Raw genomic sequence first — 23498 nt, 5'->3', positions numbered from 1 at the left:
GTTTTGTGAAATGAGCGATAACACTGTTTCCCCGGCTGCCGAAACACCGAGCGCCAAGCCGTCCCGCCGCTGGCCGGCCATCGTGGCAGGGTTGTGTCTGGTGGCAGGCGTGGCTGCTGGCATGGGCTGGTTCATGCAAAAAAGCAAGGCACCCGCTCCGCAACTGGCGGCGGAAAAACTCGGCATGAGCCGCCCCGATGGCTTGCTCGAAACCCACTCCTTGAGCCAATTGCCCAAGGACCTGTTGGCGGTGCCGTTCCTCAAGGAAACCCTGACTGAGGATTTCGTCTTCTATTACGAAACCCATGCCGATCGCCTCGGGCTGATTGGCAGTCTGCGGCGGATCATTTACGAGCATGACCTGAAGCTGCAGGACAGCTTGATCGAGCAGCTATTCGATCAACCGGCGGACGTGGCGCTGTGGCGCGGGGCGGATGGCCGGCTCAAGGATTTCCTGCTGGTGATGGATCGCGGTGGGCTGGCCAAAGTCTTGGAGCCGCTGGCGAAAGTGGCGCTGGATGATTCGCAGCTGAGCAAAATCGCGGACGTGAAAGTCGGCGCCGATGACGTGGCGCTCTATCAACTCACCTACAACGCCAGCAAGGCACTGCTGTTCGCCTCCCATGGCGACAAACTGGTGGTGCTGTCGAACCCGACCAGACTTTACGATCCGCAAAGTGGCGCGACGCAGGAGTCGGGCGGCGTCTCGACCCAAGCCATCGCCGCACTGCTCAACGGCGACAAATTGTTCCCCGAAGCCTTCGGTCTGCAACCTCGCACGCCTGAGGTGAGGCAACGGCTCTCGGTCAATGCCAGTGTGTTGGCGATGGGTTACCAGCGCTTCATCCCGAACTTCGCTGGCTTGCGTTTCGACATGGACGACAAAGGCTGGCACAGCTTCCTCGCCATGGATGAACTGGACGATCAACCGGACTTCGATTTCAAGCCAATCTGGCAAGCCATGCCGATGGGCGCCAGCGCTTGCGTGGCCCTGCCGCTGGCCGCCGAACAACAGAAGCCGCTGCTGGTGAAACTCGGCGCCGAAGAAACCGTGGCCCAGGCGCTCACCGATCACATGGCCGGTGCTGCCGGTCTGTGCTGGTACGCCGATTCGCGGCTGTATACGCCGCTGCTGGTGGCCAGCCTGAATGACAAGGACAGCGCCAAACTCGATGGCGATCTGGGCAAGTTGTTTGGCTCGATGGTGGGTGCCTATGAAGCCAAGGTCGATGAGCATGCGTTTCCCGTGGTCGAGAAACAGGAAGGCGAAACTCACCAATGGCAGCGTCAGGTCAGTTCCAACTTCGGCCCTTACAAAGCCAAGGACGCCGAGAGTCCTGACGCAATTACCGGCAAGGCTTTCATGCGTGTGAGCCTGGCGCGTCACGGTTCGACGCTGCTGTTTTCCCTCGACGACAGGCTTGTGGACAAGGCCCTCGGCACCCTCGACAAACGCTTCCCGCCAATGGCCGATGTGGTGCCCAAAGACCTGCTGATGCCGGTCTACTTCGGTCCGGATTCCATGGCGCAACTGATGCAGCAGGAAACCCTCGACAGCCTGCCGCAGGACATGGAGCCGGTGTTCTACAACGCCGCGCAAACCTACCTGATCCCGAAATTGCGCAAGCTTGGCGGTTACGGAAAATACGCCCTGACACTCCCCGAAGGCAGCGAGCCGGATGGTCATTGGCAATGGTTGCCGCTGGAGTGGAAAGCGCTGTGACGGCACTGATCCGAAGCCTCGGCCTGCTGGCATTGCTGCTGGGCAGTCGCGCGTTCGCCATGGAAACACCAGCGCTCGACCCGCAGCAATCCCAGGTATTCCGCGCCTGGTTCGTGCGCATCGCCCAAGAGCAACTGAGCCAGGGCCCGAGCCCGCGCTGGTATCAGCAGGACTGCGCGGGGCTGGTGCGTTTTGCCGCCAACGAAGCGCTGAAAGTCCATGACGAAAAATGGCTGCGCAGCAATGGCCTGTCCAATCGCTACCTGCCGCCGGATCTGCAACTGAGCGATGCCCAGCGCGGCCTCGCCCAGCAATGGCAGCAGGGCGGCGGCAAGGTCGGGCCGTACGTCAACGCGATCAAATTGATCCAGTTCAATAGCCAGCTGGTCAGCCGCGATGTGTCTCAAGCGAGACCTGGCGACCTCATGTTTTTCGATCAGGGCGACGACCAGCACCTGATGATCTGGATGGGCCGCTACATCGCCTATCACACCGGCACCACCACACCCACCGACAACGGCATGCGCTCCGCAAGCCTGCAACAACTCATGACATGGAAGGACACCCGATGGATACCCGATGCAGCCAACCCCAACTTCATCGGCGTCTATCGACTGAATTTTCTCGCCCAATGATCGGTGCCCGCATGTTGCGTTTCCTGCCTCTGCTGTTGGTAGTGCTGCTGCCTTTGTCGACGGTCCATGCCGAAGACACGGTCGAGCCGAGTGGCTATACGCCGGTGGCCGGTGAAAGTTTTTTCCTGCTGGCAGACAGCAGTTTTGCCAGCGACGAACAGGCGATGGTGCGACTTGAAGCACCGGGTCGCGACTATCGCCGGTTCCGCATGGAACCCTACGGCGGCGCCGACATTCGGGTGTATCGAATCGACAAGCCGCTGGACTTCCTCAAGCGCCAGAAGAACCTGCACCGCGTAGTGAGTGACGGCCAGTTCAAGGGTGAAGGGCTGTCGAACACGCTCGCGTACTTGTGGGACAACTGGTATCGCAAATCCCGTCGCGTGATGCAGCGGGCGTTCAACTACGAGTCGCGCAAACAGGTCACCGAGGAAGTACCGGAACTGAAGATGGGCGCCGCCATGGTCGCGCCAACGCCCTATGACGCGCAACCGCAATTCGCACTGATTCCGGGCCTGCCGGTGGTCAGCCAGTTTCGCTATCCGCTGTGGCAAGCGAAGCCGATCCAGCCGCCCGAAGGCGTGAACCTCGCCGGTTCTTCCAGTGAGTTCGTCAGCGTCGCGCCGGGTAACGTCTACATCCCGTTGGGCAACCTGAAACCGGGTCTGTACTTGGTGGAAGCGCTGATCGGCAAGTACCGCGCGACCACCATGGTCTTCGTCTCCAACACCGTGGCCGTGAGCAAGATTGCCGGCGATGAATTGCTGGTGTGGGCCGCGCGCAAACACGAAGGCAGTTCGGTGCCCAAGGTCAATGTGCTGTGGACCGATGGCCTCGGCGTGATGAGCAGCGGCGCCACCGATACCGATGGTTTGCTGCGTCTGAAACACGTGAGCCCCGAGCGCTCGTTCGTGATCGGCGAAGACGAAGAGGGCGGTGTTTTCGTCTCGGAAAACTTCTACTACGACAGCGAAATCTACGACACCAAACTCTATGCCTTCACCGACCGGCCGCTGTATCGGCCGGGGGATTGGGTGTCGCTGAAAATCGTCGGCCGCGAGTTCAAGAATGCCCGCGATTCGGTGCAGCCAACGGCTGCCGACGTCAATGGCACGGTGCTGGATGCGACCGGCACGGCGCTGCAATCGTTGGCGCTGAAACTCGATTCCAAGGCCGGTACTCAAGGTCGTTTCCAGTTGCCGGACAATGCGATAGCCGGCGGTTATGAGTTGCGCTTCAGCTACAAAGATCAGGTCTACAGCAGCGCCTTCCGCGTGGCCGAGTACATCAAGCCGCACTTCGAAATCTCGCTGAACCTGGCCAAGCAGGATTACCGCACCGGCGAGCCGGTGAAGGGCAATCTGGTGCTGCTCTATCCGGACGGTAAACCGGTGGCCAACGCCAAGTTGAGCCTGAGCCTGCGCGCCCAGCAACTGTCGATGGTCGACAACGAGCTGCAATACCTCGGGCAATTCCCGGTGGAACTGACCAGCACTGAACTCACTACCGACGCCAAGGGCAATGCGACCCTCGACCTGCCGGCCGCGGAGAACCCGAGCCGCTACATGCTCACCGTATTCGCCAGCGATGGCGCGGCGTATCGGGTCAAGACCACCAAGGAAATCCTCATCGATCGCGGTGCGGCGAATTTCCGCTTGAGTGCGCCGCAGCGCTTCAGTGCGGTGGGCGACAAAGTGGCGTTCAGCTACGTCGGCGAAGGTGAGAATCAAGCGGTTACGCCGAGCAGCTACGGCTGGGTACGCCTGGAAGATCAGAGCGCCGGCGAAGGCAAACTGGCCGCCACCGATAAGGCCTTCACACTGGCCTTCGATCGTCCCGGCACCTACAACCTGACGCTCAAGGATGACCATGGCCGTACCCTCGGCGCCACCGGTCATTCAGTAACCGGCGACGGCGTCAAAGCAGTGCCCGGCACGGTGGAAATCGTCCTCGACAAACCCGAGTACGAGGCCGGCGATGAAGCGCTGGCGCTGATCACCTTCCCCGAGCCGATCAGCGATGCACTGCTGTCACTGGAACGCGACAAGGTCGAGGCCACCGCGCTGCTGTCCAAGGGCGGCGACTGGCTGAAGATGGAAAAACTCAGCGACACCCAATACCGCGCGCGCATTGCGGTGAAGAACAGTTTTGCGCCGAACCTGACGTTCTCGGTGCTGTACACCAAGGGCGGTCAGTACAGCTTCCAGAACGCCGGTATCAAGGTGATCACGCCGCAAATCGACGTAGCCATCGCGACCGATAAAGAGACCTATCAACCCGGCGACACCGTGTCGGTGGACCTGAGCACGCAATTCGCCGGCAAACCGATTCCGGCGCACCTGACGGTCAGCGTGGTCGACGAAATGGTTTACGCGTTGCAACCGGAGGTCGCGCCGACCATCGACCAGTTCTTCTATCATCCGCGCCGCAACAACGTGCGCACCAGCGCCAGTCTGTCGTTCATCAGCTACGACGTGGCGCTGCCGGGCAGCCCTGGTGCGCCGGGCAAAGCCAACCGCAGCGAGCGCGGCGTAAAGGTACTGGAGCGGCCGCGTCGCGAAGACGTCGACACCGCTGCATGGCAGCCGGAATTGCTGACCGACGCCAATGGCAAAACCCGTTTCACCTTCAAGATGCCCGACTCGTTGACCCGCTGGCGCATCACTGCGCGGGCGATCGCCGATGACGGTCAGGTCGGGCAGAAAAAGCAGTTCGTGCGTTCGGAAAAACCGCTGTACCTGAAGTGGAGCGGGCCGAGTAAATTCCGCACGGGCGACAAACCGGATCTCGGCGTGTTCGCGTTCAGTCAGGCGCAAAACCCGGTCAAGGCTGAGCTGGTGATTCATTACGCAGGCAGCGAACAACGGGTTCCCGTCACGCTCAACAGCGGCATCAACTACATTCCTCTGCCGGCGTTTGCGTTGACCAATGGCGAGTGGACGGCGGAATTGGTAGAGGACGGCAAAACCGCCGATGCCCTGACCGTGCACCTGACCGCGACCGGCGAAGGTTGGCAGGTCACGCAAAACCAAAGCCTGGACGTTGCCACTGGCGATACACCGCTGACCTTGCCGGCGGACGCGACGGATATTCGTCTGCGTCTGGATGACAGTCCGCAAGCGTTGTTCCGCTCGGCGCTCGATGATCTGCTGAGCTACCCCTATGGCGGCGTCGAGCAAACCGCCAGTCGTTTACTGCCCTTGAGCATCGCTTATCCAGCCTTGTCGTCGAACCCGCAGATCCGCGACCGCTTGCGCCTGATCATGCAGAACAGCCGCTTGCGTCTGGTGCAAATGGCCGGGCCGTCGGCGAGTTTCACGTGGTGGGGCATGGACGGTGAGCCCGATGCGTTTCTCACCGCGTACGCTTATTACGCCGACTGGCACGCCAGCAAAGTGCTGGAGCTGAGCCTGCCGCCGGAGCATTGGCAGCGGGTGCTGGAGGTCTATGCGAAACAGGCGAAAAACACGCCGCTGTTGCAGCGGGCGCTGATCCTGTCGTTCGCCAAACAGATGCAATTGCCGGTGAACACTTTGCTCAGCGGGCTGGTGGCGGATCTGGCGAAAGCAGGCGAGGGCAACGCGGCGAATCTGATGGAAGACGGCGAAGACAGCCTCGTCATGAGCGATCCGGATTCAGCGCTGGGTCTTGCCGCTGCCCGGACGTTGACGGCATCTTTGGCCAGGCAATCGAAGGTCACTCTGCCGGAGGCGTTCAACCGGCAACTGGCCGACGCTCAACAACGATTGGCGGTCAGTTCCCAGCCGTTTGCAGAAGCGCTGAATCTGTCGCTGCAAGCCTTCGATCAGACCCGAGCGCAAACGTTGCTGCAACGCTTGCTGCCGCAGCAATCGACGCTGGAACGTGCGTTGGCACTGACCTGGTTGCAACGCAGCATCGAACAGGCTTCACCGACCATCGCACTCGCTCCGGGTGACGGCTGGAAGAAAAAATACGGCGATACCGGCGAGCTGTATTGGACATGGCAGGGTGCTGCAGCGGTGCCAGCGGTGTTGTCGCTGAGTGGGGTGCAAGAGCGTCCATTGCGTGCCGCGTTGAGCTTCCAGACTCGGCAACCGTCGGTTGATCCGATGGCCGTGACCATCACCCGTCGCTTGTCGCGTCTGGTGCCGGGCGATGAAGCGTTCACCTTCAAACTCGAAGCGGTCGGCACTCAGCCGTTGTCCAGCGACAGCCTGTATCTGGACGAAGTGATCCTCACCAGCAAGGCCGCTAAACCGCTGCGCTACGGGATGCTCGAAGTGCCGCTGCCACCGGGTGCGGATGTCGAGCGCACGACGTGGGGCATCAAGCTGATGGGCAAGGCCGGCACCGAACCGACAGCGCTCGAGAAAGCACGATTCGAGCCGGGGCAACTGGCCTATGCCGTGCCGGTGGATGCGCTGAGCGGCGAGTTGCGCTTGCGGCATCTGGTGCGTTTCTCGCAGAAGGGTCAATTCAACCTGCCACCGGCGCGCTTCACGCAGGTGTACGCGCCACAGCATCAGGCGCAGGAGCAGAAACCGGCGCTCGGTCAGGTCACGGTCCACTGACATGTTTCGGCCTCTGGTCTGTTGGCTGCTGTGTTTGATTCCTGCGCTGGCCACGGCGCAGGAGGAGCCGCTGCGGCTGGGTTTCAAAGGTGAATTGCTGTCGTTGAGCCGGACCCAGGTGATTTCACGCGAGCCGTTGGCGGCTGATGTGCAGGCGCCATTGGGCAGTTTGTGGAAGTTGTTCGTTTACGCTTGGCTGGTGGATACCGGGGCTCATGAGGCACCTTACGAATGTCGCGGGCAGTCGAAGGAAGAGGTTTATTGCTGCACCGCGGGTGGCAAGATCGAGCGCGGTCAGGCGTTGGTGAAGTCGTGCGGCTTGTACTTTGAGCCGGCACGCTTGGGCATTACCGGTGCTGACTGGCGCAGCTATTGGCAAGCGCGACAGGCGCCGGAGTGGTTGCTGGATTTGCCATCTTTACAGCCTTCGACGCGCGTGTCGGTGGCTGGATTGTTACGGGAGCTGGCATTGATGCCCGCGCAGGATCAGGCGCGGCGAGTGTTGCTGGACGTGGTGCTCAATGCCGCCGACGGCAACGTGGTGGGCGAACTGGGCGGCGGGTTGCGGGTGAAAACCTGGAGCTGGTTGGGGGATCAGGATCCATCGTCACGTCAGGGCGGATTTGCCGGTTGGACGGCGGATGGCACTCCAATCTGGGCCGGTGGGCGTGGCACCAGTCAAATGGTGCTTCGTCATTATGGTGCGGCGTTGGCAACGGTGTTGCCGACAGGTTGGCCGGCGGAGACGGGGCGTTGTGTCGAAGTCGGATTGTTTTCCCGCTATCCGATCGGGCGCGTTGTAGCGGGAGATCGTGTGGTTTCTGACGGGCCATTACAGGGCGATTACCGCGTCGAATTCACCAACGGCAATCAACTCGATATCCACAGTGACGGCGAGCTGTTCTTGTTGAATGACAAGCTCGTCGCCCGCCTGGACCGCGAAGAGTACGTCGCGCGTGTGCTCCAGCGTGAAGCCAGACCGGAACCGGCCGAGGCTGCCAAAGCCCTGGCCGTTGCAGTCCGCACCTACCTCCTGCAAAACGCCACCCGCAACGGCGACTGCCTGAGCATCGACGACAGCAGCAGCCGTCAGCGCGTCGCCCCGCGCCCGGCCTCCGCAGAAGCCCGCCGCATTGCTGCGTGGACCAGCGACCTGGTGTTGGCCGGCAGCACCGTCACCTACCATTCAGATCAAGCAGGCCCGGACAAATTGTCCTGGCAGCAAGCGGTCGAGCAAGCCAACGCCGGTCAGCGCTACGACGCCATTCTCCTGCACGCTTACCCGCGCGCCAGCCTCAGTCGCTGGGACAATCCCGTCGCCTCCTGCGAAGCACTGCCCGCCGCCCAGGACTGGCTGCAGAAGCAGCGCCGTGGCTGGCGCCCACGGCTGGAAAGCGAAACCGGCTACAACGAAGTCAGCACCTTCGCCGTCTGCCGCCTGACCTTCGGTCGTCCCTATGTCGATCGCGAACGCCAGCGCATCTACGTGCGCGGCGTGCTCTCGCTGCAAGACCGCCTCGACCTGACTCACGAATACCTGCACCTTGCCTTCGAAGCACACCCCAACGGCCAGGATGAAACCTACATCGAAGGGCTCGCCCGTCAACTTTTGCTGGAATAGACCATGACACTTCGTTATCCGACGGTCTTGTTGTTGCTCTGCACGTTCGCCGTGGTATCGCCGGCAATGGCTGCCGACAGCGTCAAACTGGATACCCCTGCCGGCGGCTGGCGTACTGGCACGCCCGAAGGTGAAGGCGAACGTTTTCGCCAAACCGTCAACTACCCCGCTTCATCGGTGAACACCCCGGCAGGGCAGGCCAACACCGCACGCATCGCCGGGCAGATCAAAGCCGTACCTAAATCTGAAGAGCCCGGTCGGTTGATTGTGAACGGTGTCAGCATGCCGCTGAAAATCGACCCGACCGGCCGCTTTGATCGGCCGTTTTCATTCCCCAACGGCAGCAACAGCGTTGAAGTCCGCAGTCCCGATGGCCAACAACGCCGTCGTGTTCAGTTTTTAAATGCCAGCGGTGGCTCAACACCGGCGAAATTGCGCGTGTTGCTGGCGTGGGACAGCGATGGCACCGATCTGGATCTACACCTGATCACCCCCGACGGTGCCCACATCTGGTACGGCGACCGCGTCGCGCCCAATGGCGCTGCACTCGACGTCGACGTGACCACCGGTTACGGCCCGGAAATCTTCGCCATGCCGGCGCCGATGAAGGGTCAGTATCTGGTGTATGTGAATTACTTTGGCGGCGGGTATCGCAGTGATGAAGAAGGGCAGGAAGAGGCGGTTCAACCGCTGACCACCGCGCAGGTGACGGTGATAACCGAGGAGGGCACGCCGAGCGAGAAGATGGAGACGTTTCTGGTGCCGATGCGAGCGGTGGGGGAGTTGACGTTGGTTAAGGGGTTTAGTTATCCGTGAGTGTCATTGCCGGATTACGTTTCTGTCAGGCATTAAAAAGCCGGCTTGTGGCCGGCATTTTTGTGGTCCGAGGTTTTTCGTGGGTGTTCTATAAGTCTAGATTTTACAAGGGTTTAAGCCTACTATCAGTCCAGATATGTCCGACATCGAACGCTGTAAACCGCGATTAAGGTGTGGGTCAAGGTGTGGGTCGGAATGATGGGGACTTTATGGGCAAGCTGACAATTAAGGCAATCGAATCACTTGTTAAATCTGGAGATGCAGGAAAAACCAACGACGGCGATGGTTTGTATTTCCAGATAAGCAAAGCCGGAGTACCCAGCTGGATTTTCCGTTACAAACTGGCGAGCAAAGGCCGTGAGATGGGCTTAGGCCCTTATCCAACCGTTACCCTTGCGAAGGCTCGCGAACTGGCCGCAGATCAACGAAAAGTTTTGGTTGCTGGAGGTGATCCTCTTGCCACCCGGGATGCCGAGCGAGAAGCCAAGCGTGAAGCTGAACGACAGGCACAGGCGCGAGGTGTGACTTTCGAGACGTTGGCGACCGAATACCGGAACGCCCACGGCACTGACTGGTCCGAGAAATGGCGTAAAGGCTGGCTGCGAAAGTTGGAGCTATACGCCTTCCCCGTTATCGGCAAGCTGTCGACCAGCGACATTCAAGTCGAGCACGTCTTGAAGGTGTTGCAGCCGATCTGGGCGACCAAGACCCGTACCGCCGATGAAGTGCGCGGTCAGATTGAACAGGTATTGGACGCGGCCAAGGCCCGCCGCCTGCGCGATGGGGACAATCCAGCGCGCTGGCGCGGACACCTGGATAATCTGCTAAGTAAGGCTGAGAAGAAGAAGGCTCGCAAGCGTCAGCACTTTCCTGCTATGCACTGGGGCGACGTACCGGGGCTTATGGTCAAGCTGGTGCAGAGCGAGACGCGCGCCGGCATGGCAGCTCGCCTGCTTATCCTGACCGGCGCACGTGCGCAGATGGTCCGGCTTGCCACTTGGGCGGAATTTGATTTGCAGGGTGGTGTCTGGTCTCTGCCCGCCGAGCGCATGAAGATGCGTCAAGCCTTCGATATTCCCCTAGCTCCCCAGGTTGTCGAGCTTCTCCAGCTGCTGCAGTCGATGCCATCCATCACTGAGGACAGCCCATATCTATTCCCTGGCCAAGGAAAAACCGGCGTCATGCACGCTAACGCCATTCGCAACCTGCTACATAGTCTCGACCATGCCGATATTACTCGACATGGCTTCCGGGCGAGCTTTCGCGACTGGGCAAACGAGTGCACCAACTATCCTCGAGAAATCTGCGAGCTGGCTTTGGCTCACGATGAGCGCGATCAGACCGAGGCTGCTTACTCCCGATCCGACTTCATCAAGAAGCGTCGCGCCCTTATGGACGATTGGGCAAACTACGCGACCAAACAACCAGCACATAACGTCGTTCCGATTCGGAAAATAATCCATGACTAAGCATACCGAACTCGATTTGAATCAAGAGCAACAAGGACCTAAGTGGGCAGACGCAACACCTGATGACCTTGAAGTGGGGCTTTTGTGCGCGCTGGATGGCGAGACTTACGCAGAGCGATGCCTGATCGAGTGCTTCCTCGAACAAATGACCGCTGGTCTGCCATATGACACGAGTGTGTTCACGCGCTATATCACGGAGGTTTTCAAGCAAACCTTGGAGCGAACAGCCGGTAAGGAGGATGCAACGCTGCTACTGCGTCGAGGACGTGGACGCCCAGAGGACGCCAGCAAAATTGAGCGGGACTTCGGCCTATCAGCAGCTGTTGTACTCCTTATAAGAGACGGGCTTGGCTGGGAAGCAGCCTGCAACGATGTCGCTGACCGCTATGGGGTTTCGGAGCGCCAAGTACATCGCGCACTGGAGAAGCATCGAGACGACGCTGAGAAACTTATCGATACCGAGCTTCATGGCCTGCTGGATGGCTTCGAAGGTTAAACCATTAAATGCTCCGATTTAGTGGTTTAGCTCCCTCTGTTTCGCTCACATAGTTTAGGCATCGTCCGCTTCACTACGAGGTGGCTCCAGAGATAACGACGATGACCGTAACAGTACAATCTCCCCGCTGTATCTGGCGCATGACAACGTTGAAGGCTAAAACCGGCCTGGGTCGCACCACGATTTACGATTTGATGAAGGATGGCCGTTTCCCGAAATCCCGCCGCATCGCTGGCGCTCATGCGGTCGGCTGGGATTCTCTGGAAGTCGAGGCGTGGATTGCCGAGCAATTGGGGGTTCGCCAGTAATGAAAAACGACCACTCCCTTTGCCGGCTACGTACCCGCACCCGCGGCCAGATTGTCAGTCCGGTCAACCGCCTGCTCCTTGGTGAATCCGTCTTCCCCCTTCTGATTACAACGGCGCAGTTCGCTCTGTACTGGCTGGTCTTGTGGGCGGTGATGACCAATACCGGCCACCGTATCGAGGATCGTCAGAGCTTCATCTACGACGAGATCCACTCGCTGCTTGATGGTTATATTTGCAGCGATAACATTCCGTCCGAATACGTGGTGTTCGGTGACTTCCTGACCCCGCAGGAGGAGTAACCCATGCGTACCCAACAACCCACGAATCAACGCGGGGCGGTAGCGTTCGGCCTGAAGAAAGTCGGCGCTGGCGGGTTTGCACTGATGCCGATCCATATTGAGTTTCAGCGCATCGCTGATGCGGCTCTGCTCGCTGCCGACAATCTGCTGGCCGACTGGCTGCCGGATGGCACTCGCAAGGGCAAAGAGTATTGGGCAATCAATCCGGTGCGCGGTGACCGCACGCCCGGGTCGTTCAGCATCGACTGTCACACCGGCAAATGGCACGACTTCGCCAGCGGCGATAAAGGTGGCGACCTCGTTTCGCTGCTGGCCTACCTGCGTGGCTGCCGGCAGATCGATGCCGCTCGCATTATCGCCGGGCAACTGGGGCTGCCGTTCGGAGATGACCACGAGCGTGACCTGCTCGCCGAGGAGGTCGCGCGGCAGCGTTACGCCCGCCAGTGTGAGCAGCGTAAGCAGCAAGACGATGAAAAAATGCGGGCCAAGTGGGAGCAGGCCGCCGCTCGTGCACGTTGCGACTGGGCACTCGCCGGGCCGGCTGATCTCAACCATCCGTACCTGGCCCGCAAGCGCATCAAACCCCACCATCTGCGCCAGCTCGGCAGCGAGTTACTGGTTCCCATCTACTGGCGCGGCGAATTGGTAAGCCTTCAGCGCATCAAGGTCAATGGCAACAAGCTTTTCCTTCAGGGTGGCCGGATCACCGGTTGCTATTGCCTGTTCGGGCGTATCGAGCCCGGCGTCGAGCTGTTCATCGTCGAAGGTATCGCCACGGCTGCCACGCTTCACGAGCAGACCGGCAAGCCGGTCGCCGCTGCAATGAACGCCGGCAATTTGCTGCCGGCTGGCTTAGAGCTGAAGCACAGCTATCCCGATGCCGTGCTGATCGTCGGCGGCGACGATGACCGCGCCAAGGAAGTCGAGGGCAAGCCCAACACGGGCAAGGTGGCGGCCGTCCATGCGGCTGCGATGCTCAGCTGCGGGTACGTCCTGCCAGCCTGGCCGGAGGATGCGCCGCGGCATTTCTCCGACTTCAACGATTTGGCCGTCTGGCGGGAGGGCCGGGTATGAACGACTCCCTGATGACCGAAGTTCAGGCCCCGGTAGTGTCGGCACCTAAGCCGCTGCTGCCGGACGTCGTGCCGCCGACGCCCTATCCCTTGGACGCTCTGCCCGACATCCTTCGCGGCGCAGTCGAGGCGATTGTCGAGCATGCAATGGTGCCTGCCGCCATCGCTGGGCAATGCATTGTCGGCGCAATCACGCATCTGGCGCAGACGCGTGTCAACGCTTGGCACCCCCTGGGTAAGCCGGAAGGTGCGCCCTGCATGCTGTTCATGCTGTCGCTGTTCGATTCGGGGGAGGGCAAGTCGATCGCGCGTGAGCTGGCCTTCAAGACGATTGACGAAGCGGAGAAGGAGGCGCGTGCCCGCCACCGCCAAGCCTGCGCCAAGATTGAGGCCATGGCTGCCGGCCTGAAAGGCAAGGCGCGTGAAGAGTTCCTGGCGGCAAACCCGCTGCCGCCCGACCCGAAGACCCAATACAGCGATGCGACTTACGAGCCGTTGGTCGGTGACTTCATCCGGGGCAAGTCTGCTGCAAGCTGGGACACGGACGAAGGCGGGCAAATGCTCTGTGGTCACTCGCTCAAGGCTGACACCGTGGCCGCGACCCTCGGCGGCCTGACTACAGTCTATTCCTCAGGGAAGTTCGAGCGCACCCGCTCGCGCAGCAACCTGGAAGGCTCCGGCGTGGCTGACAACCGCCGCCTGAGCATTCGCCTGATGGTGCAATCGGTGGTCGTGAAGGAGGCACTGAGCAATCCTCTGTTGGTCGGGCAGGGCTTTCTTGCGCGCTTCCTGCTCGCCGCGCCGGATAGTCTGGCCGGCAACTGCTTGATCACCGTTGATTCGCTGAAGCGCAACGCCTACGCAGACCCGCGTCTGAAAACGTACTGGTCGTGGCTTAAAAAGATCGCCGCCAGCCCGGAGTATATCGACCCAGAAACCGGCGAGGTCGCCCCGCCCGTTCTGGCGCCTGATGAAGAGGCTAAACAGGTATGGGTGGACTTCCGCAACGAGATCGAACGCGAGCGCGGGCCGCTCGGAATGTTCGCTGACCTGAAGCAGTTCGCCGCCCGCTGCGCCGAGCAGGCGTTGCGCCTGGCTGCCGTGCTCGGCTGTTTTGAGGGTGTTAAGCATATCGATGCCGACTGCATGCGCCGCGCTTGCATGCTGGCGCGCTACTCCCTCTCCGAGTGGTCGCGCTACATCGATGCAGGCGCGGTTGATCCGGAGCTGAAGCGCGCCGCTGAACTGATGAGCTGGTTGCGCGACCCTAAGCACGCGGCAAAGTGGCAAGTGTTTCATGTCAATGATCTGGGCAAGTCTGGGCCGCCTGCGGTTCGTAAGGCCAAGGTGCGCGACAAGGTGCTGGCCGTTTTGTTGAAGTATCACCACCTGCTGAGCAGCGACGGCAAGCAATTCAGGATCAACCCCCTTGCGGAAGTTGCGGATTCTGCGGAAACCCAGAAACCGCGCGGTTATACGACTGCGGAAGATATGCGGAAAGTTGCGGAAATTGCACGGTTCCCCCGCGCAACCCATCCAGCATCCGCAGAGCTTCCGCAAACTTCCGCAGATCTTCCGCACGCTGAAGCCAAGAAATTTCAAGGCCTTCCGCAGAATCCGCAGAATCCGCAGCTCCCTGCGTTCGCAAACACGCGTAGCGAACAGCCTTGGGAGCGGGAGCTGTGAGCGCCGCCGAGCTGATGCACCGTGCTAGCGTGGCGGGCGTCGAGATGGCGGTCAGTCAGGAGGGTCGTCTCAAACTGCGTGCTGACTTCGAGCCGCCCGCAGAACTGCAGGCCGAACTGGCTGCACACAAGGTCGAGATCATCGCCGCACTGAACGCCGCTAACGATCCTGTCCCGTCGAGCGCCTGGCTTTCCCGTGTCGCACGCCTGCTTGAGACCTGTCCTGCCGTACTGCTGGAAGAGGGGCATTTGGAGTCACACGACCTTGTCGAGCTGGCCGATGCGGACGTCGTGCTGGTGGCCGACATCATCCGCGCTAGCCCGGCGTGGATCGGCCGGCCGCAGCGGGTCGAGCAATCGGTCGAGGTCCACGCCGTGGAGGAAGTTAAGTCGCAGCACATCATCCGCACCGCCGCTACGGCGTCAAAGGCATGGCGAGATGCTGCTGCGGCGTACAACAACCACTGGATGAGTTGCCCTGACTGTTATGCGGCAATTGGTCGTTACTGCGCGTCTGGCGTTGATCTGCGCCAGCGTTATACCAACACCCCGATGGAGGCGAGCAAATGAACGATGCCCCGGAAGTGAAGTTTGTAATTGAGGAGAATGAGGAAAAGGCCAATGCCCGCAATTACCTGACTCCGGAGTGCCTGAACGCCGCATTACTTGTCAGCAGTAACCTGCTCGGCAAGACGCCGTTCCCCGAGGTTGTCCTCGAACTGGGTCGACAGACGACTGCAATCAACCGCGGCGACATGACCCGAGCAGAAGACATGTTGGTGTCGCAAGCGCACTCTCTGGATGCTCTATTCGTGCATCTTGCGAGTCGGGCACTGTCGTCTAAAAACATGGACGGGCTGGAGTCCTACATGCGTCTCGCACTCAAGGCCCAGAACCAGGCCAGGGCTACCTTGCAGACACTGGGCGAACTTAAAGCTCCCAAGCAGATCGCTTTCGTGAAGCAGGCGAACATCGGCAATCAGGTCCAGGTCAACAACGGCATCCAAGAGAAGCCCGCGCGCGCGCGGAAAACCAAAAAAGCGCAGAACGAACTATTGGAGGTTGAGCATGGCGAACGGCTGGACACCCGAGCGACGGGCACGGCAGGCGAAGCTGATCCGGCAATGGCGACCTTGGGAACAAAGCACCGGACCGCGAAGCGCCGAGGGTAAGGCTGTTGCATCGCGCAATGCATGGGATGGCGGGATGAGGCCGTTGCTGCGAGACCTGGCCGAAGAGCTGCGAGAGCAGGACAAGATTCGTCGCGAGATTCTGGACTGAGCGAAGCGCCAAGGATGGCGTTTACTCTCAATCCACCTCATGACGGCGCGCTAAGTAGCGCCGAACCCGTTCATTGCTCCAGTCGTTGGCTCGACCGAGTATTTCGTCCCGAATGTAATCGACCACATCGCCTTGGAACACCGGGTAGGACTCGCGTTCACCTTCCAGTTTGCAATCCCAAAATTCGCCTTCGCGAGTCAGCAGCCATTGAGCGTCCAGCTCGTAAGGCTGCCAGTCATTCGAGATATGTCCTCTAAGCAGACGCCCCCTACCTGCCCCGAGTTTATTGGTGCGTATCACTTTGAGTTATCCCGACAAAGTGCAACGAAAAACACATTTCCTAAGCCCTGAAATCAAGACTCGTCCGTCCCATTTTGTCTTGTTATGTGTAGTACCTGAGGTGCACCTAAAAAACCTGCGCTGGGGATATGACGACACCGCTGATGGGGGCGCCAAATGATAGCAGCCTGACGGTAAAGTCTGGTGCTCCTCTGCTGCAGGGCATCACAGGCCCGATAAACATCTGGTCTGCCGTCCAACTGCCGATGTTTGAACTCGAGCTCTAAGGCCTGTCCGTCATGTGTCATGAGCAGTTTTGATCCTGGGCGAAATCCACGGTACTCCTCGGCGCCGGAAAGCCCCCAACGGCGCTGTAATCGCATTTCAAACCACGCATCGAGTGCGGCAAGGCAACGTGCATGAGTAAGGTATACATTGCGCGTCTGCAGCCCAATGATGCTGCACGCAATTACACCTCGTGCTTTATGGTACCGCTGGGATACAACATGTCAGCCACCTCTAGCAAGGCCAGCTCGGTGGCGCGAATACCAGTCGGTTGAGTCAGCCACAACAACATCACATCACGCTCCGGCAAACGGCCAGTGACTTATGCAACGCGAATCAGATGTTTGAAAAATTGGTTATTAACGACGTCGCCGAACGCACCAGCATGAGTCAATCCGAAGCCGATCGCGCGATAGCGCGGGAATGACGTTCCGCTCGTTGGCTTCGGCACCTTCTCAGTTCGTGCGCGATCGGCCAGGACCGGTCGCAACCCGCAAACCGGTAAAACGATCAAGATCCCGGCCGCCAATGTCCCCTCGTTCAAGCCCGGCAAAAACCTCAAGGACTCGGTGAACTGACTGCAACACCGCGCCAGAAAAAACAAAAGGGCCCGAGCGGGCCCTTTTGCTTGTCAACAATATATCGGCTCGAGGAACGTCAGTTAACGCGCTGCAACGTTCCGTTGGCCAGCGGGGCGGCCAACAGTTGGCTGGGCCCGCCGTGCTCCTTAGAGCTCGATATCAGGACCTTGCGCGCTGCCCGGCTGGCTCCGAGGTAGACGCGTGACACGTATCGGCGGCGCGAGCCCTGGCCTTGGTCTTCGTCATAGTCCGCGCTATCCGAATGGATGAGGAATACAGTGTCGAACTGCAACCCTGCCACAAATTCTGGCATGCTGAAGACGCACTTGTTCTTGGCGTTGCGTAACTCCTTGAGGTCTTCGCGGGTGGTTATCGCCACGACTCTTTCCCGTACCCGCCCGGCAACACGAATCTTGTCGAATAGCGCCTCATTCAGGCAGAGCACTGCCACCTGGCTACCGCCACCGTCAATGCTACGCCCTCTGCGGATGGCCTGGTCAAGGACGCCGTCGATCAAGTTGATATCGGTATCGTATATGGTCAGGGTCGGCGTTTCGCCATTTTCCTGCTGCGACTCGGCCACGTAAGTCGCGTACTCGCCCTCCAAATCCATGGCTGGGAAAGAGGCGTCCAGGTCGCGCAGGAGCGCGGTGATCTGCGGCGTTGACCGGTAGACCTGCTTAAGCTCAGTCAATACAGACTCCCCAACGCCCGGGTTACGGAATCTCTCCATTCCACCGCTGATGGCGACGTCGTTTGTGGCCTGCTTTATGTCGTAGGCCATGAGTAAGGGCCATCGGCCGGAAACCTGCGCCCGCGTCTTGAACAGGTTGTGCAGCAACATGGCCTCGGCGCGGGTAAAGTAGTGATATTCGTCGACGAACACCAGGTCAAAGCCATCGCGATCCCGCAGCGCCCCCCATTCATGGGTACCAATGTACCGATCGAAGTCGGCGATCATTTGGTCCATGCTCAGCATCTGCTCAGTACGCAGTAGCGCCCGGTAGATGTCATGAATCTCCAGCACCACGCGCCGGTGGGCTTCGTTGGGCAGAACCATCTGCCAGAGCTCTCTAGAGCCCCCACGCGCATAACGGTTGCCTTCGGTGGTGTCCTTCTTGATCGACTCCAGGTCAAGCACACAGGCGAACTCGTTCATGAGTTCGTCAATGAGTGTGGCGTCGGCCCCGTGATTCACCAAACGCTTCTGGAAGTCAGGACAGCCGGGGAAAAGGTCAAAAACAATACGAGCATCTTTCAGGACCTGGTCGATGGCCTGCTCAATGAGCATCCGCTGGTATTCGCGCCCTTCACGACCGTCCAGCGACAAGGGCCTCAGGCCCTTTTTCTCGTAACCTAACTTCTCCTGTGCCAGCTCGTAGATCGTACCGATCCAAAGCCTGGGCTGCTCGTAGGAGCATTTCAACGATGTCCAGCGTTCAGTGGGGTCAAGTGCGTGGAGCATGCCACGCACGACTGTGTGGGCCAATGCTGAGCTGTGGGTAAGGAAAGCGAAGGTTTTATTCCCGTCTGTGTCAGCGTAGAGATCGCGCAGGCACTTCACGACCATCGATTGTGTCTTGCCGGTACCGGCTGCACCACGCAATCGCACCGGCCGGTCATGCGGTCGATCGACAAATTCACGTTGCTCACGGTTCAAACGATGCAGATACCACTCCTCCAGTGTTCCCGCACTCGCCAGCCGGACACCCAGGGTCTCCGACAGTAGGACTCCGAAGTTACCAACTTGGGGAGGCGGAGGGGCGTCGGTCAGTAGGGCATCGGGGATACCTTCGATTGCGAGCTGATACAGCGCATCGTCTTCTGGCACTCCATCCAACTCAGCAGGGTTGCTAGTAACAGCAAACGCGTAGAGATTGCCGGTGCCGTCCGGCGATTGATCAAAGTAAATTCGCTGCAGGGCGGCTCGGGAAGCCTGTGCGAAAACCGAAAGTCGAGACCCGGCGTGATAAGGCTGCCACTGGATAGGGATAGCTATGCTGCGATCGAAGTGGCGCAACGCGACACGGATCACTCGCTCAAAGGCGGTGCATAGCCTGGCAAGGCCTGCAGCAGGCCCGAAAATACCAGTGTTGATTACCAGGTAGCCGTCTTCGAGTTCGGCATTTTCGGATAGCAGGTAGACGATGCCATTCGCCTCCACACGGCGAAGCCCATCGGAGTTCTGTGGCACTTCGAACTTCTGCAGCCAAGCATCCTCTACGAACGCCCGGTCCAGAATGCTGATCGCCTTCTGGTCAACTACAAGTGCGGATACGGTCGTCGTCATCGTCATGCCTCCTGGACTTTTTTCTTGAAGAATTCCTCGACCGTAAGCTCAGTCGCCGTCTCGCAGGCGGATTCGAAGGTCGTAGGCATACCGATACGGGAAAACAAGAATGCGAGCTTTTGTGTGATCGAGAAACGTATGCCATCGTTGAGGCGCCCTACGCGATGGAATGCGTCCGGGTGGTCATGGATGCGCGCATCCTGCTCGGTGAAGTACAAGTCTGAGGCCATAATGGACCACATAGAGCGCAGCATCACCACAAAACCCAGACCGCTCTGCCGAGGCAGCTCCGGGAGCACGAAATAATCCTGGAAGCCACCGCTGTCCTTGAAGGCATCTCGTACGTAGTCCTGCTGGGTTTTTTCGTCTGTACCGTAGAGGTTCCAGGCGCCTTTCAACCGGCTGAAAGCGGTCTGGGTTTCGTCGGAGCTCACCGTCAGCGCGAAGGCCTGTAGGTTGCGTAGCTGCTTGTCATCTGCGGCAGGGGATTTGACGGTGACGCTCTCCAAGATTTCTTCGGCAGACTTACTGCGCAGCCATAGCACCAGGTTCTCATGAGTCAGCGCTGTAAGACCAAGATCCCGTTTGCGGATCTGGCCGTTCAGATATTCCAGCATTCCCTTGGAACGCTTTTCCGAGAGCTTTCGCAGCTGCTCCTGAGCCCAGGGACCTTCCACATAGGCTGTCATGGGCACAATTTCCAGCCACGTATAGCGGTTACCCGCCTTGCGCTGAGCAATGTCGCAATCGGCCGTTATCACGATCCCCAGCGTCTCGGTCTCCCCGTTCGTGGGATTCACCTTGCGGATGATGTCGCCTTGGCGCACCTCCTCCGTGTCTTCGATCTGCGTGAAAAAACCCAGCATGTAAACGCGCCTCTGAAAGGATCAATGAGCCATTTTGACAAGCCATGTTAGATGCTGGCAAATCGCCTAGAATTCCGGCAGCAGGCTGCGAACCCGAGAGCTAGCAAACCGCGTGCCGAGATTGGCTCGACTAGTCCTGACGCTTCATCACGTCGCCGCCGCTATCCGCATGCTCACGGCTCAACTGCAGGACCTGCACAGACCACTCCCCTAACCGTCTCAGTACGCCCGAAACGCTTCACTTAAAACCAGTTTGAGGAAAATTGAAGGCACTGCTCCACTCATTGGATTAGTGCGAAATTGCACTCTACTTGAACACCCGCTTGCGTTCGACCTGACCAGTCTTTTGCATTCGTTCTGACCACCGATTGCGTCGAGCTTGACTAGGCACGCATTGTCGCCAAGATCGGCAGAGAACGGCCATAAGCAGTCAATCCCGGCGGACCGCTTTTGACCCAAACCGGAAGATCACTTTGCATATTTGAATGCCCGGAGAAGGCTGAACTGAGTCATTCCTCAACTACAGTCCGAGCATCCGCTACGCCCATCACAAGACGTTCGACAATCAGCAGTCGCTCAATACAGAGCGCTTGCCTCCGAACGGCTCCGACATGGAGATTGTCACAAATGGATATTTCCACCGCCGTAACCCGCGACTCCTTAGAGCCAATGGAAGTCGGGGCGGAGTGCACTGGCAGCACGGCCCAATGCCGGGACCATCAACCCGATTGGCGGCGAACCTCGATCTCGACGATGTGGCGAGGCGTTCGCCCAAGCCGGGGATTGCCGTTGGCAACGGCGACGATGCCCTCATCTTCGTCGCCAGCCCACAGGCCCACTAGGTCGTGAAGAAAAAAATCTGCATAGGAGCAGCTAGCGTCCCGCACCTGAGTCGCCACGACCGAGGCCTTGCTCGTGTGCAGCTGGGTCAAGTTCCTGACAAGCCGGGCCGGGGCAACCCAAAGCGTCCGGCGCGCCGAGGCCGGCGTCGCGAACAAGTAGTAGGCGTGCTCTGACTGCGTGAGCATGTCCTCGCATTGCTTCAGGTCGATGCCTATGGTCGAACTGAAGCCCTTCCCCGACACAGTGCCGCTGCGCTTTTTCACCTGCACAAGGGTGGCCCGCTGGATCACCGTTTTGCCCTCGTCCACTATACGGGTCAGGAACAGCACATCCGCCCCCAGAGGAGCCCCGGCAGGCGTGCTGGCCCCTTCCTCCCGCTTGCTAGGCTGGCGCACCTTCACCGATAGGCTCGGATACGTACCCCGCGTCGTGGCCGAGAGCTGGTGCAACTGGCGGCTCGCGTTGTCAATTGCCCCCTTCGTAAGGGCCAGGAGGCGTGCCGTATGGGCCTCCTCGTCCTCTCCCCATGTCGCCAGAAACTCGCGGCAAAACTCTTCCTCGATCTGGCTGAGAGCCCTATGGATGAGGCGCTCCACGGATGGGTCGCCCAGCCAGGTTTGTGCGCCGACGCTGGGTAGCACATAGGCATCCTCGCCCTGGCCTACCGGCGCCTCCAAGTCCAGTGCACCTTGCCCGGACCGCACCAGCCCCTTGGCCCTTAGCTGCTTCTGTCTTGGACCAACGCTAGCGAGCCGGTTCGCAAAAGCCAAGTGATCCTCATCGTCCATCAATCGCAGTAGCACCGGCTCGACTTCGGCAAACGCCGTCTGCTCGAGCCAAAGGCAGGCGAAATCGAGGAGACCCTGTGCCAGCTCTGGCTCCTCCCTCACCTGGTCGAAAAGATCCTGCCGCCAAGCCTCGCGGGCGGCAGGGCCTAGTTGGCTCCACACTGCCTCTCGGTCCCACGCCCCGGAAGGCAATTCTCTTAGACCTGCAGCAACGCTTTGCTGGCCGGATCGCGCTGAGTCCCCGAACCCGTGCCAGACCACGGCAAGCGCTAGATCCGAGGGCATGGTGTCCGCCAACAAACTAATAAGCGTCGAGCAGGCTTTGGCAACGCATTCCTTAAAGTTGTCTTTCTTCTCTGTCTTCGGACGAGTGTGCCAGCGCTGGAACAGGTTGCGCACATCGTCCGCCACGATCGTGTGGCAATGTTGGACCAGTTGAGGAAAGACCGTCGGATCGGCTCGTTCAAGAACCTGCTCACAGGCCCACCGGGACGTCTGCACCGTCGACGAGTTCGCAAACAGCGAGAAGACGAGATTAGGCACTTCTGAGCCTGAAGAGCCGACATGGGTCTCCAAGTAGTCGCGTACATGCTGCCAATGCTGCTCGACCAACTGCTCGAAGGCCCAGCTATTCCTACCGTGACGGGGGGCGACTAGTTGAAGGCTATCGATGCAATCATCCTTCGATGTACTGGTCACCAGCGCCGCCATGATCTCTTGATCGTCCAAAAAGCGAGACCGGTCAGATGAATCGGCATCAAGCAGCCAGCTCACCCATATCTCACGGGGCGCGATCGCCGCCATGATGGTTTCGCGCAAGGCCCAGGAGTCGCCTTGAAGCACGTCCTTCCTGAAGGCCTCCTCGGCAGATTCATAGGCATTCTCGTCCAGGATAGACGATGAACCCTTGATCCCGGTGGATCCGTGCCCGAGGATTGCGAGGGTCAGTGCTATGGGCCCCTGCCGTGCGGCGTACTTGAATTCGAACACAAAGTTCTCACAATCGGTTAGTGACATCCTTAGCCAATTGGACGTAACGCTGGTGTTCTCGGCAGACAGGTGGGCGTAGTCCAGCCGAAGTATGCCCTCGCGGACCTCAAAGTAGCGTCCCAGGTGTTCGACCAGCGGCGGAGCCCAATCGGCCAGAGGGATGCAGGCAACTGCCAGTTCATTGTCGAAGCTAATCTTCACGCTCAAGGCGTTCTCCCTTTTCCTGCGCCTGGCGCGTGCTGGTTGAAAGGAGGGATTCTACCCACAGATCGAACGCAGTGCGTAGGGCCGCTTTGGTTCGTTCACAGCCCGTCATTGTTTGCTAAGGGGATGGGTCAAATCCCGCGCAGATGGTTGGTTCGGTCGAATGCAATGGATGGTGTAGTTGCCCAGGCGTCAGCGAACCTGCAAAAGTGGATCGATTCATCGGCGAGTTCAGGTAGTCTTCCCAAGCCAGTTACTCAAGGACGATACCCATGTCAGATAACTCTGAAGCCAACATAGCCACAGCAGATGCACTCACACTACTCCTGCATAACCAGCACGCCATATGTGCGGCAATTGAGGAGGTGACCAAGTGGCTTTCTGAGAATGGAGTGTAAGGGGCCGGCGAACAC

General features: G+C 59.6%; 17 protein-coding genes and 1 pseudogene. 14 read left to right on the top strand and 4 right to left on the bottom strand.

Annotation, left to right across the window (positions count from 1 at the left end):
- Window positions 1-10 precede the first annotated feature (10 nt).
- The 13 genes from NL64_RS10345 to NL64_RS30580 all read left to right on the top strand — a co-directional run bounded on the left by NL64_RS10345 (window position 11) and on the right by NL64_RS30580 (window position 15850).
- Complete coding sequence (locus NL64_RS10345) at window positions 11-1723, top strand: DUF2138 domain-containing protein (RefSeq protein WP_034148034.1); 1713 nt, start codon at window positions 11-13, stop codon at window positions 1721-1723.
- The gene (locus tag NL64_RS10340; protein ID WP_034148033.1) at window positions 1693-2358 is read left to right on the top strand and encodes a DUF1175 domain-containing protein; all 666 of its coding nucleotides are present in this window, start codon (window positions 1693-1695) and stop codon (window positions 2356-2358) included. The genes NL64_RS10345 and NL64_RS10340 overlap by 31 nt, the downstream gene beginning before the upstream one ends.
- The gene (locus NL64_RS10335) at window positions 2355-6911 is read left to right on the top strand and encodes an alpha-2-macroglobulin family protein (RefSeq protein WP_034148032.1); all 4557 of its coding nucleotides are present in this window, start codon (window positions 2355-2357) and stop codon (window positions 6909-6911) included. The genes NL64_RS10340 and NL64_RS10335 overlap by 4 nt, the downstream gene beginning before the upstream one ends.
- Window position 6912: 1 nt before the next feature.
- Window positions 6913-8532, top strand: a complete 1620-nt coding sequence (locus NL64_RS10330; protein ID WP_034148031.1) for a DUF2300 domain-containing protein — start codon at window positions 6913-6915, stop codon at window positions 8530-8532.
- A 3-nt stretch (window positions 8533-8535) separates the two neighbouring features.
- The gene (locus NL64_RS10325) at window positions 8536-9348 is read left to right on the top strand and encodes a YfaP family protein (protein WP_034148030.1); all 813 of its coding nucleotides are present in this window, start codon (window positions 8536-8538) and stop codon (window positions 9346-9348) included.
- A gap of 209 nt (window positions 9349-9557) precedes the next feature.
- On the top strand, window positions 9558-10817 hold the full coding sequence (locus tag NL64_RS10320; RefSeq protein WP_034148029.1) for a tyrosine-type recombinase/integrase: 1260 nt from the start codon (window positions 9558-9560) through the stop codon (window positions 10815-10817).
- Window positions 10810-11313, top strand: a complete 504-nt coding sequence (locus NL64_RS10315) for a hypothetical protein (RefSeq protein WP_034148028.1) — start codon at window positions 10810-10812, stop codon at window positions 11311-11313. Before NL64_RS10320 ends, NL64_RS10315 begins: the two co-directional genes overlap by 8 nt.
- A gap of 140 nt (window positions 11314-11453) precedes the next feature.
- Window positions 11454-11621 (top strand): helix-turn-helix transcriptional regulator, encoded by a 168-nt coding sequence (locus NL64_RS10310; protein WP_253277083.1) that lies wholly within the window; start codon window positions 11454-11456, stop codon window positions 11619-11621.
- Complete coding sequence (locus tag NL64_RS10305; RefSeq protein ID WP_034148026.1) at window positions 11621-11920, top strand: hypothetical protein; 300 nt, start codon at window positions 11621-11623, stop codon at window positions 11918-11920. Before NL64_RS10310 ends, NL64_RS10305 begins: the two co-directional genes overlap by 1 nt.
- A gap of 3 nt (window positions 11921-11923) precedes the next feature.
- Window positions 11924-12994 carry a toprim domain-containing protein gene (locus NL64_RS10300; RefSeq protein WP_052321236.1) on the top strand — a complete coding sequence of 357 codons (1071 nt, stop codon included), beginning with the start codon at window positions 11924-11926 and terminating at the stop codon, window positions 12992-12994.
- Window positions 12991-14679 carry a DUF3987 domain-containing protein gene (locus tag NL64_RS10295; RefSeq protein WP_034148025.1) on the top strand — a complete coding sequence of 563 codons (1689 nt, stop codon included), beginning with the start codon at window positions 12991-12993 and terminating at the stop codon, window positions 14677-14679. The genes NL64_RS10300 and NL64_RS10295 overlap by 4 nt, the downstream gene beginning before the upstream one ends.
- Complete coding sequence (locus tag NL64_RS10290; RefSeq protein WP_034148024.1) at window positions 14676-15248, top strand: hypothetical protein; 573 nt, start codon at window positions 14676-14678, stop codon at window positions 15246-15248. The genes NL64_RS10295 and NL64_RS10290 overlap by 4 nt, the downstream gene beginning before the upstream one ends.
- Window positions 15245-15850, top strand: a complete 606-nt coding sequence (locus NL64_RS30580) for a hypothetical protein (RefSeq protein ID WP_253277082.1) — start codon at window positions 15245-15247, stop codon at window positions 15848-15850. Before NL64_RS10290 ends, NL64_RS30580 begins: the two co-directional genes overlap by 4 nt.
- Window positions 15851-15986: 136 nt before the next feature.
- On the opposite strand, the gene NL64_RS30095 is transcribed toward NL64_RS30580, so the two are convergent.
- Window positions 15987-16259, bottom strand: coding sequence for a hypothetical protein (locus tag NL64_RS30095; RefSeq protein WP_155292744.1), 273 nt, complete (start codon window positions 16257-16259; stop codon window positions 15987-15989).
- Between the two features lie 683 nt (window positions 16260-16942).
- Between NL64_RS30095 and NL64_RS29525 the strand changes: the two are divergent.
- Window positions 16943-17101: pseudogene (locus NL64_RS29525) on the top strand (HU family DNA-binding protein); the annotation flags it as partial.
- Between the two features lie 79 nt (window positions 17102-17180).
- On the opposite strand, the gene NL64_RS10270 reads toward NL64_RS29525, so the two are convergent.
- The 3 genes from NL64_RS10270 to NL64_RS10260 form a co-directional block, all read right to left on the bottom strand.
- Window positions 17181-19394: a UvrD-helicase domain-containing protein gene (locus NL64_RS10270; RefSeq protein WP_034148023.1), complete on the bottom strand. Its 2214-nt coding sequence runs from the start codon at window positions 19392-19394 to the stop codon at window positions 17181-17183.
- A 2-nt stretch (window positions 19395-19396) separates the two neighbouring features.
- Window positions 19397-20260, bottom strand: coding sequence for a hypothetical protein (locus NL64_RS10265; protein ID WP_034148022.1), 864 nt, complete (start codon window positions 20258-20260; stop codon window positions 19397-19399).
- Between the two features lie 719 nt (window positions 20261-20979).
- Window positions 20980-23088 carry a hypothetical protein gene (locus NL64_RS10260; RefSeq protein WP_034148021.1) on the bottom strand — a complete coding sequence of 703 codons (2109 nt, stop codon included), beginning with the start codon at window positions 23086-23088 and terminating at the stop codon, window positions 20980-20982.
- Window positions 23089-23498: the final 410 nt, after the last annotated feature.

Origin of the sequence: Pseudomonas fluorescens, from assembly GCF_000802965.1 — a bacterium.
Classification (GTDB): domain Bacteria; phylum Pseudomonadota; class Gammaproteobacteria; order Pseudomonadales; family Pseudomonadaceae; genus Aquipseudomonas; species Aquipseudomonas fluorescens_A.
This window is presented reverse-complemented; position numbering and strand designations above follow the sequence as displayed.

Bases quoted from the DNA above. Each gene is read 5' to 3' on its own strand.
- NL64_RS10270 (WP_034148023.1), bottom strand. From the start codon at position 19,394: ATGACGACGACCGTATCCGCACTTGTAGTTGACCAGAAGGCGATCAGC.
- NL64_RS10305 (WP_034148026.1), top strand. From the start codon at position 11,621: ATGAAAAACGACCACTCCCTTTGCCGGCTACGTACCCGCACCCGCGGC.
- NL64_RS10295 (WP_034148025.1), top strand. From the start codon at position 12,991: ATGAACGACTCCCTGATGACCGAAGTTCAGGCCCCGGTAGTGTCGGCA.
- NL64_RS10340 (WP_034148033.1), top strand. From the start codon at position 1,693: ATGGTTGCCGCTGGAGTGGAAAGCGCTGTGACGGCACTGATCCGAAGC.
- NL64_RS10300 (WP_052321236.1), top strand. From the start codon at position 11,924: ATGCGTACCCAACAACCCACGAATCAACGCGGGGCGGTAGCGTTCGGC.
- NL64_RS10335 (WP_034148032.1), top strand. From the start codon at position 2,355: ATGATCGGTGCCCGCATGTTGCGTTTCCTGCCTCTGCTGTTGGTAGTG.
- NL64_RS10265 (WP_034148022.1), bottom strand. From the start codon at position 20,260: ATGCTGGGTTTTTTCACGCAGATCGAAGACACGGAGGAGGTGCGCCAA.
- NL64_RS10310 (WP_253277083.1), top strand. From the start codon at position 11,454: ATGACAACGTTGAAGGCTAAAACCGGCCTGGGTCGCACCACGATTTAC.
- NL64_RS10325 (WP_034148030.1), top strand. From the start codon at position 8,536: ATGACACTTCGTTATCCGACGGTCTTGTTGTTGCTCTGCACGTTCGCC.
- NL64_RS10330 (WP_034148031.1), top strand. From the start codon at position 6,913: ATGTTTCGGCCTCTGGTCTGTTGGCTGCTGTGTTTGATTCCTGCGCTG.
- NL64_RS10320 (WP_034148029.1), top strand. From the start codon at position 9,558: ATGGGCAAGCTGACAATTAAGGCAATCGAATCACTTGTTAAATCTGGA.
- NL64_RS30580 (WP_253277082.1), top strand. From the start codon at position 15,245: ATGAACGATGCCCCGGAAGTGAAGTTTGTAATTGAGGAGAATGAGGAA.
- NL64_RS10315 (WP_034148028.1), top strand. From the start codon at position 10,810: ATGACTAAGCATACCGAACTCGATTTGAATCAAGAGCAACAAGGACCT.
- NL64_RS10345 (WP_034148034.1), top strand. From the start codon at position 11: ATGAGCGATAACACTGTTTCCCCGGCTGCCGAAACACCGAGCGCCAAG.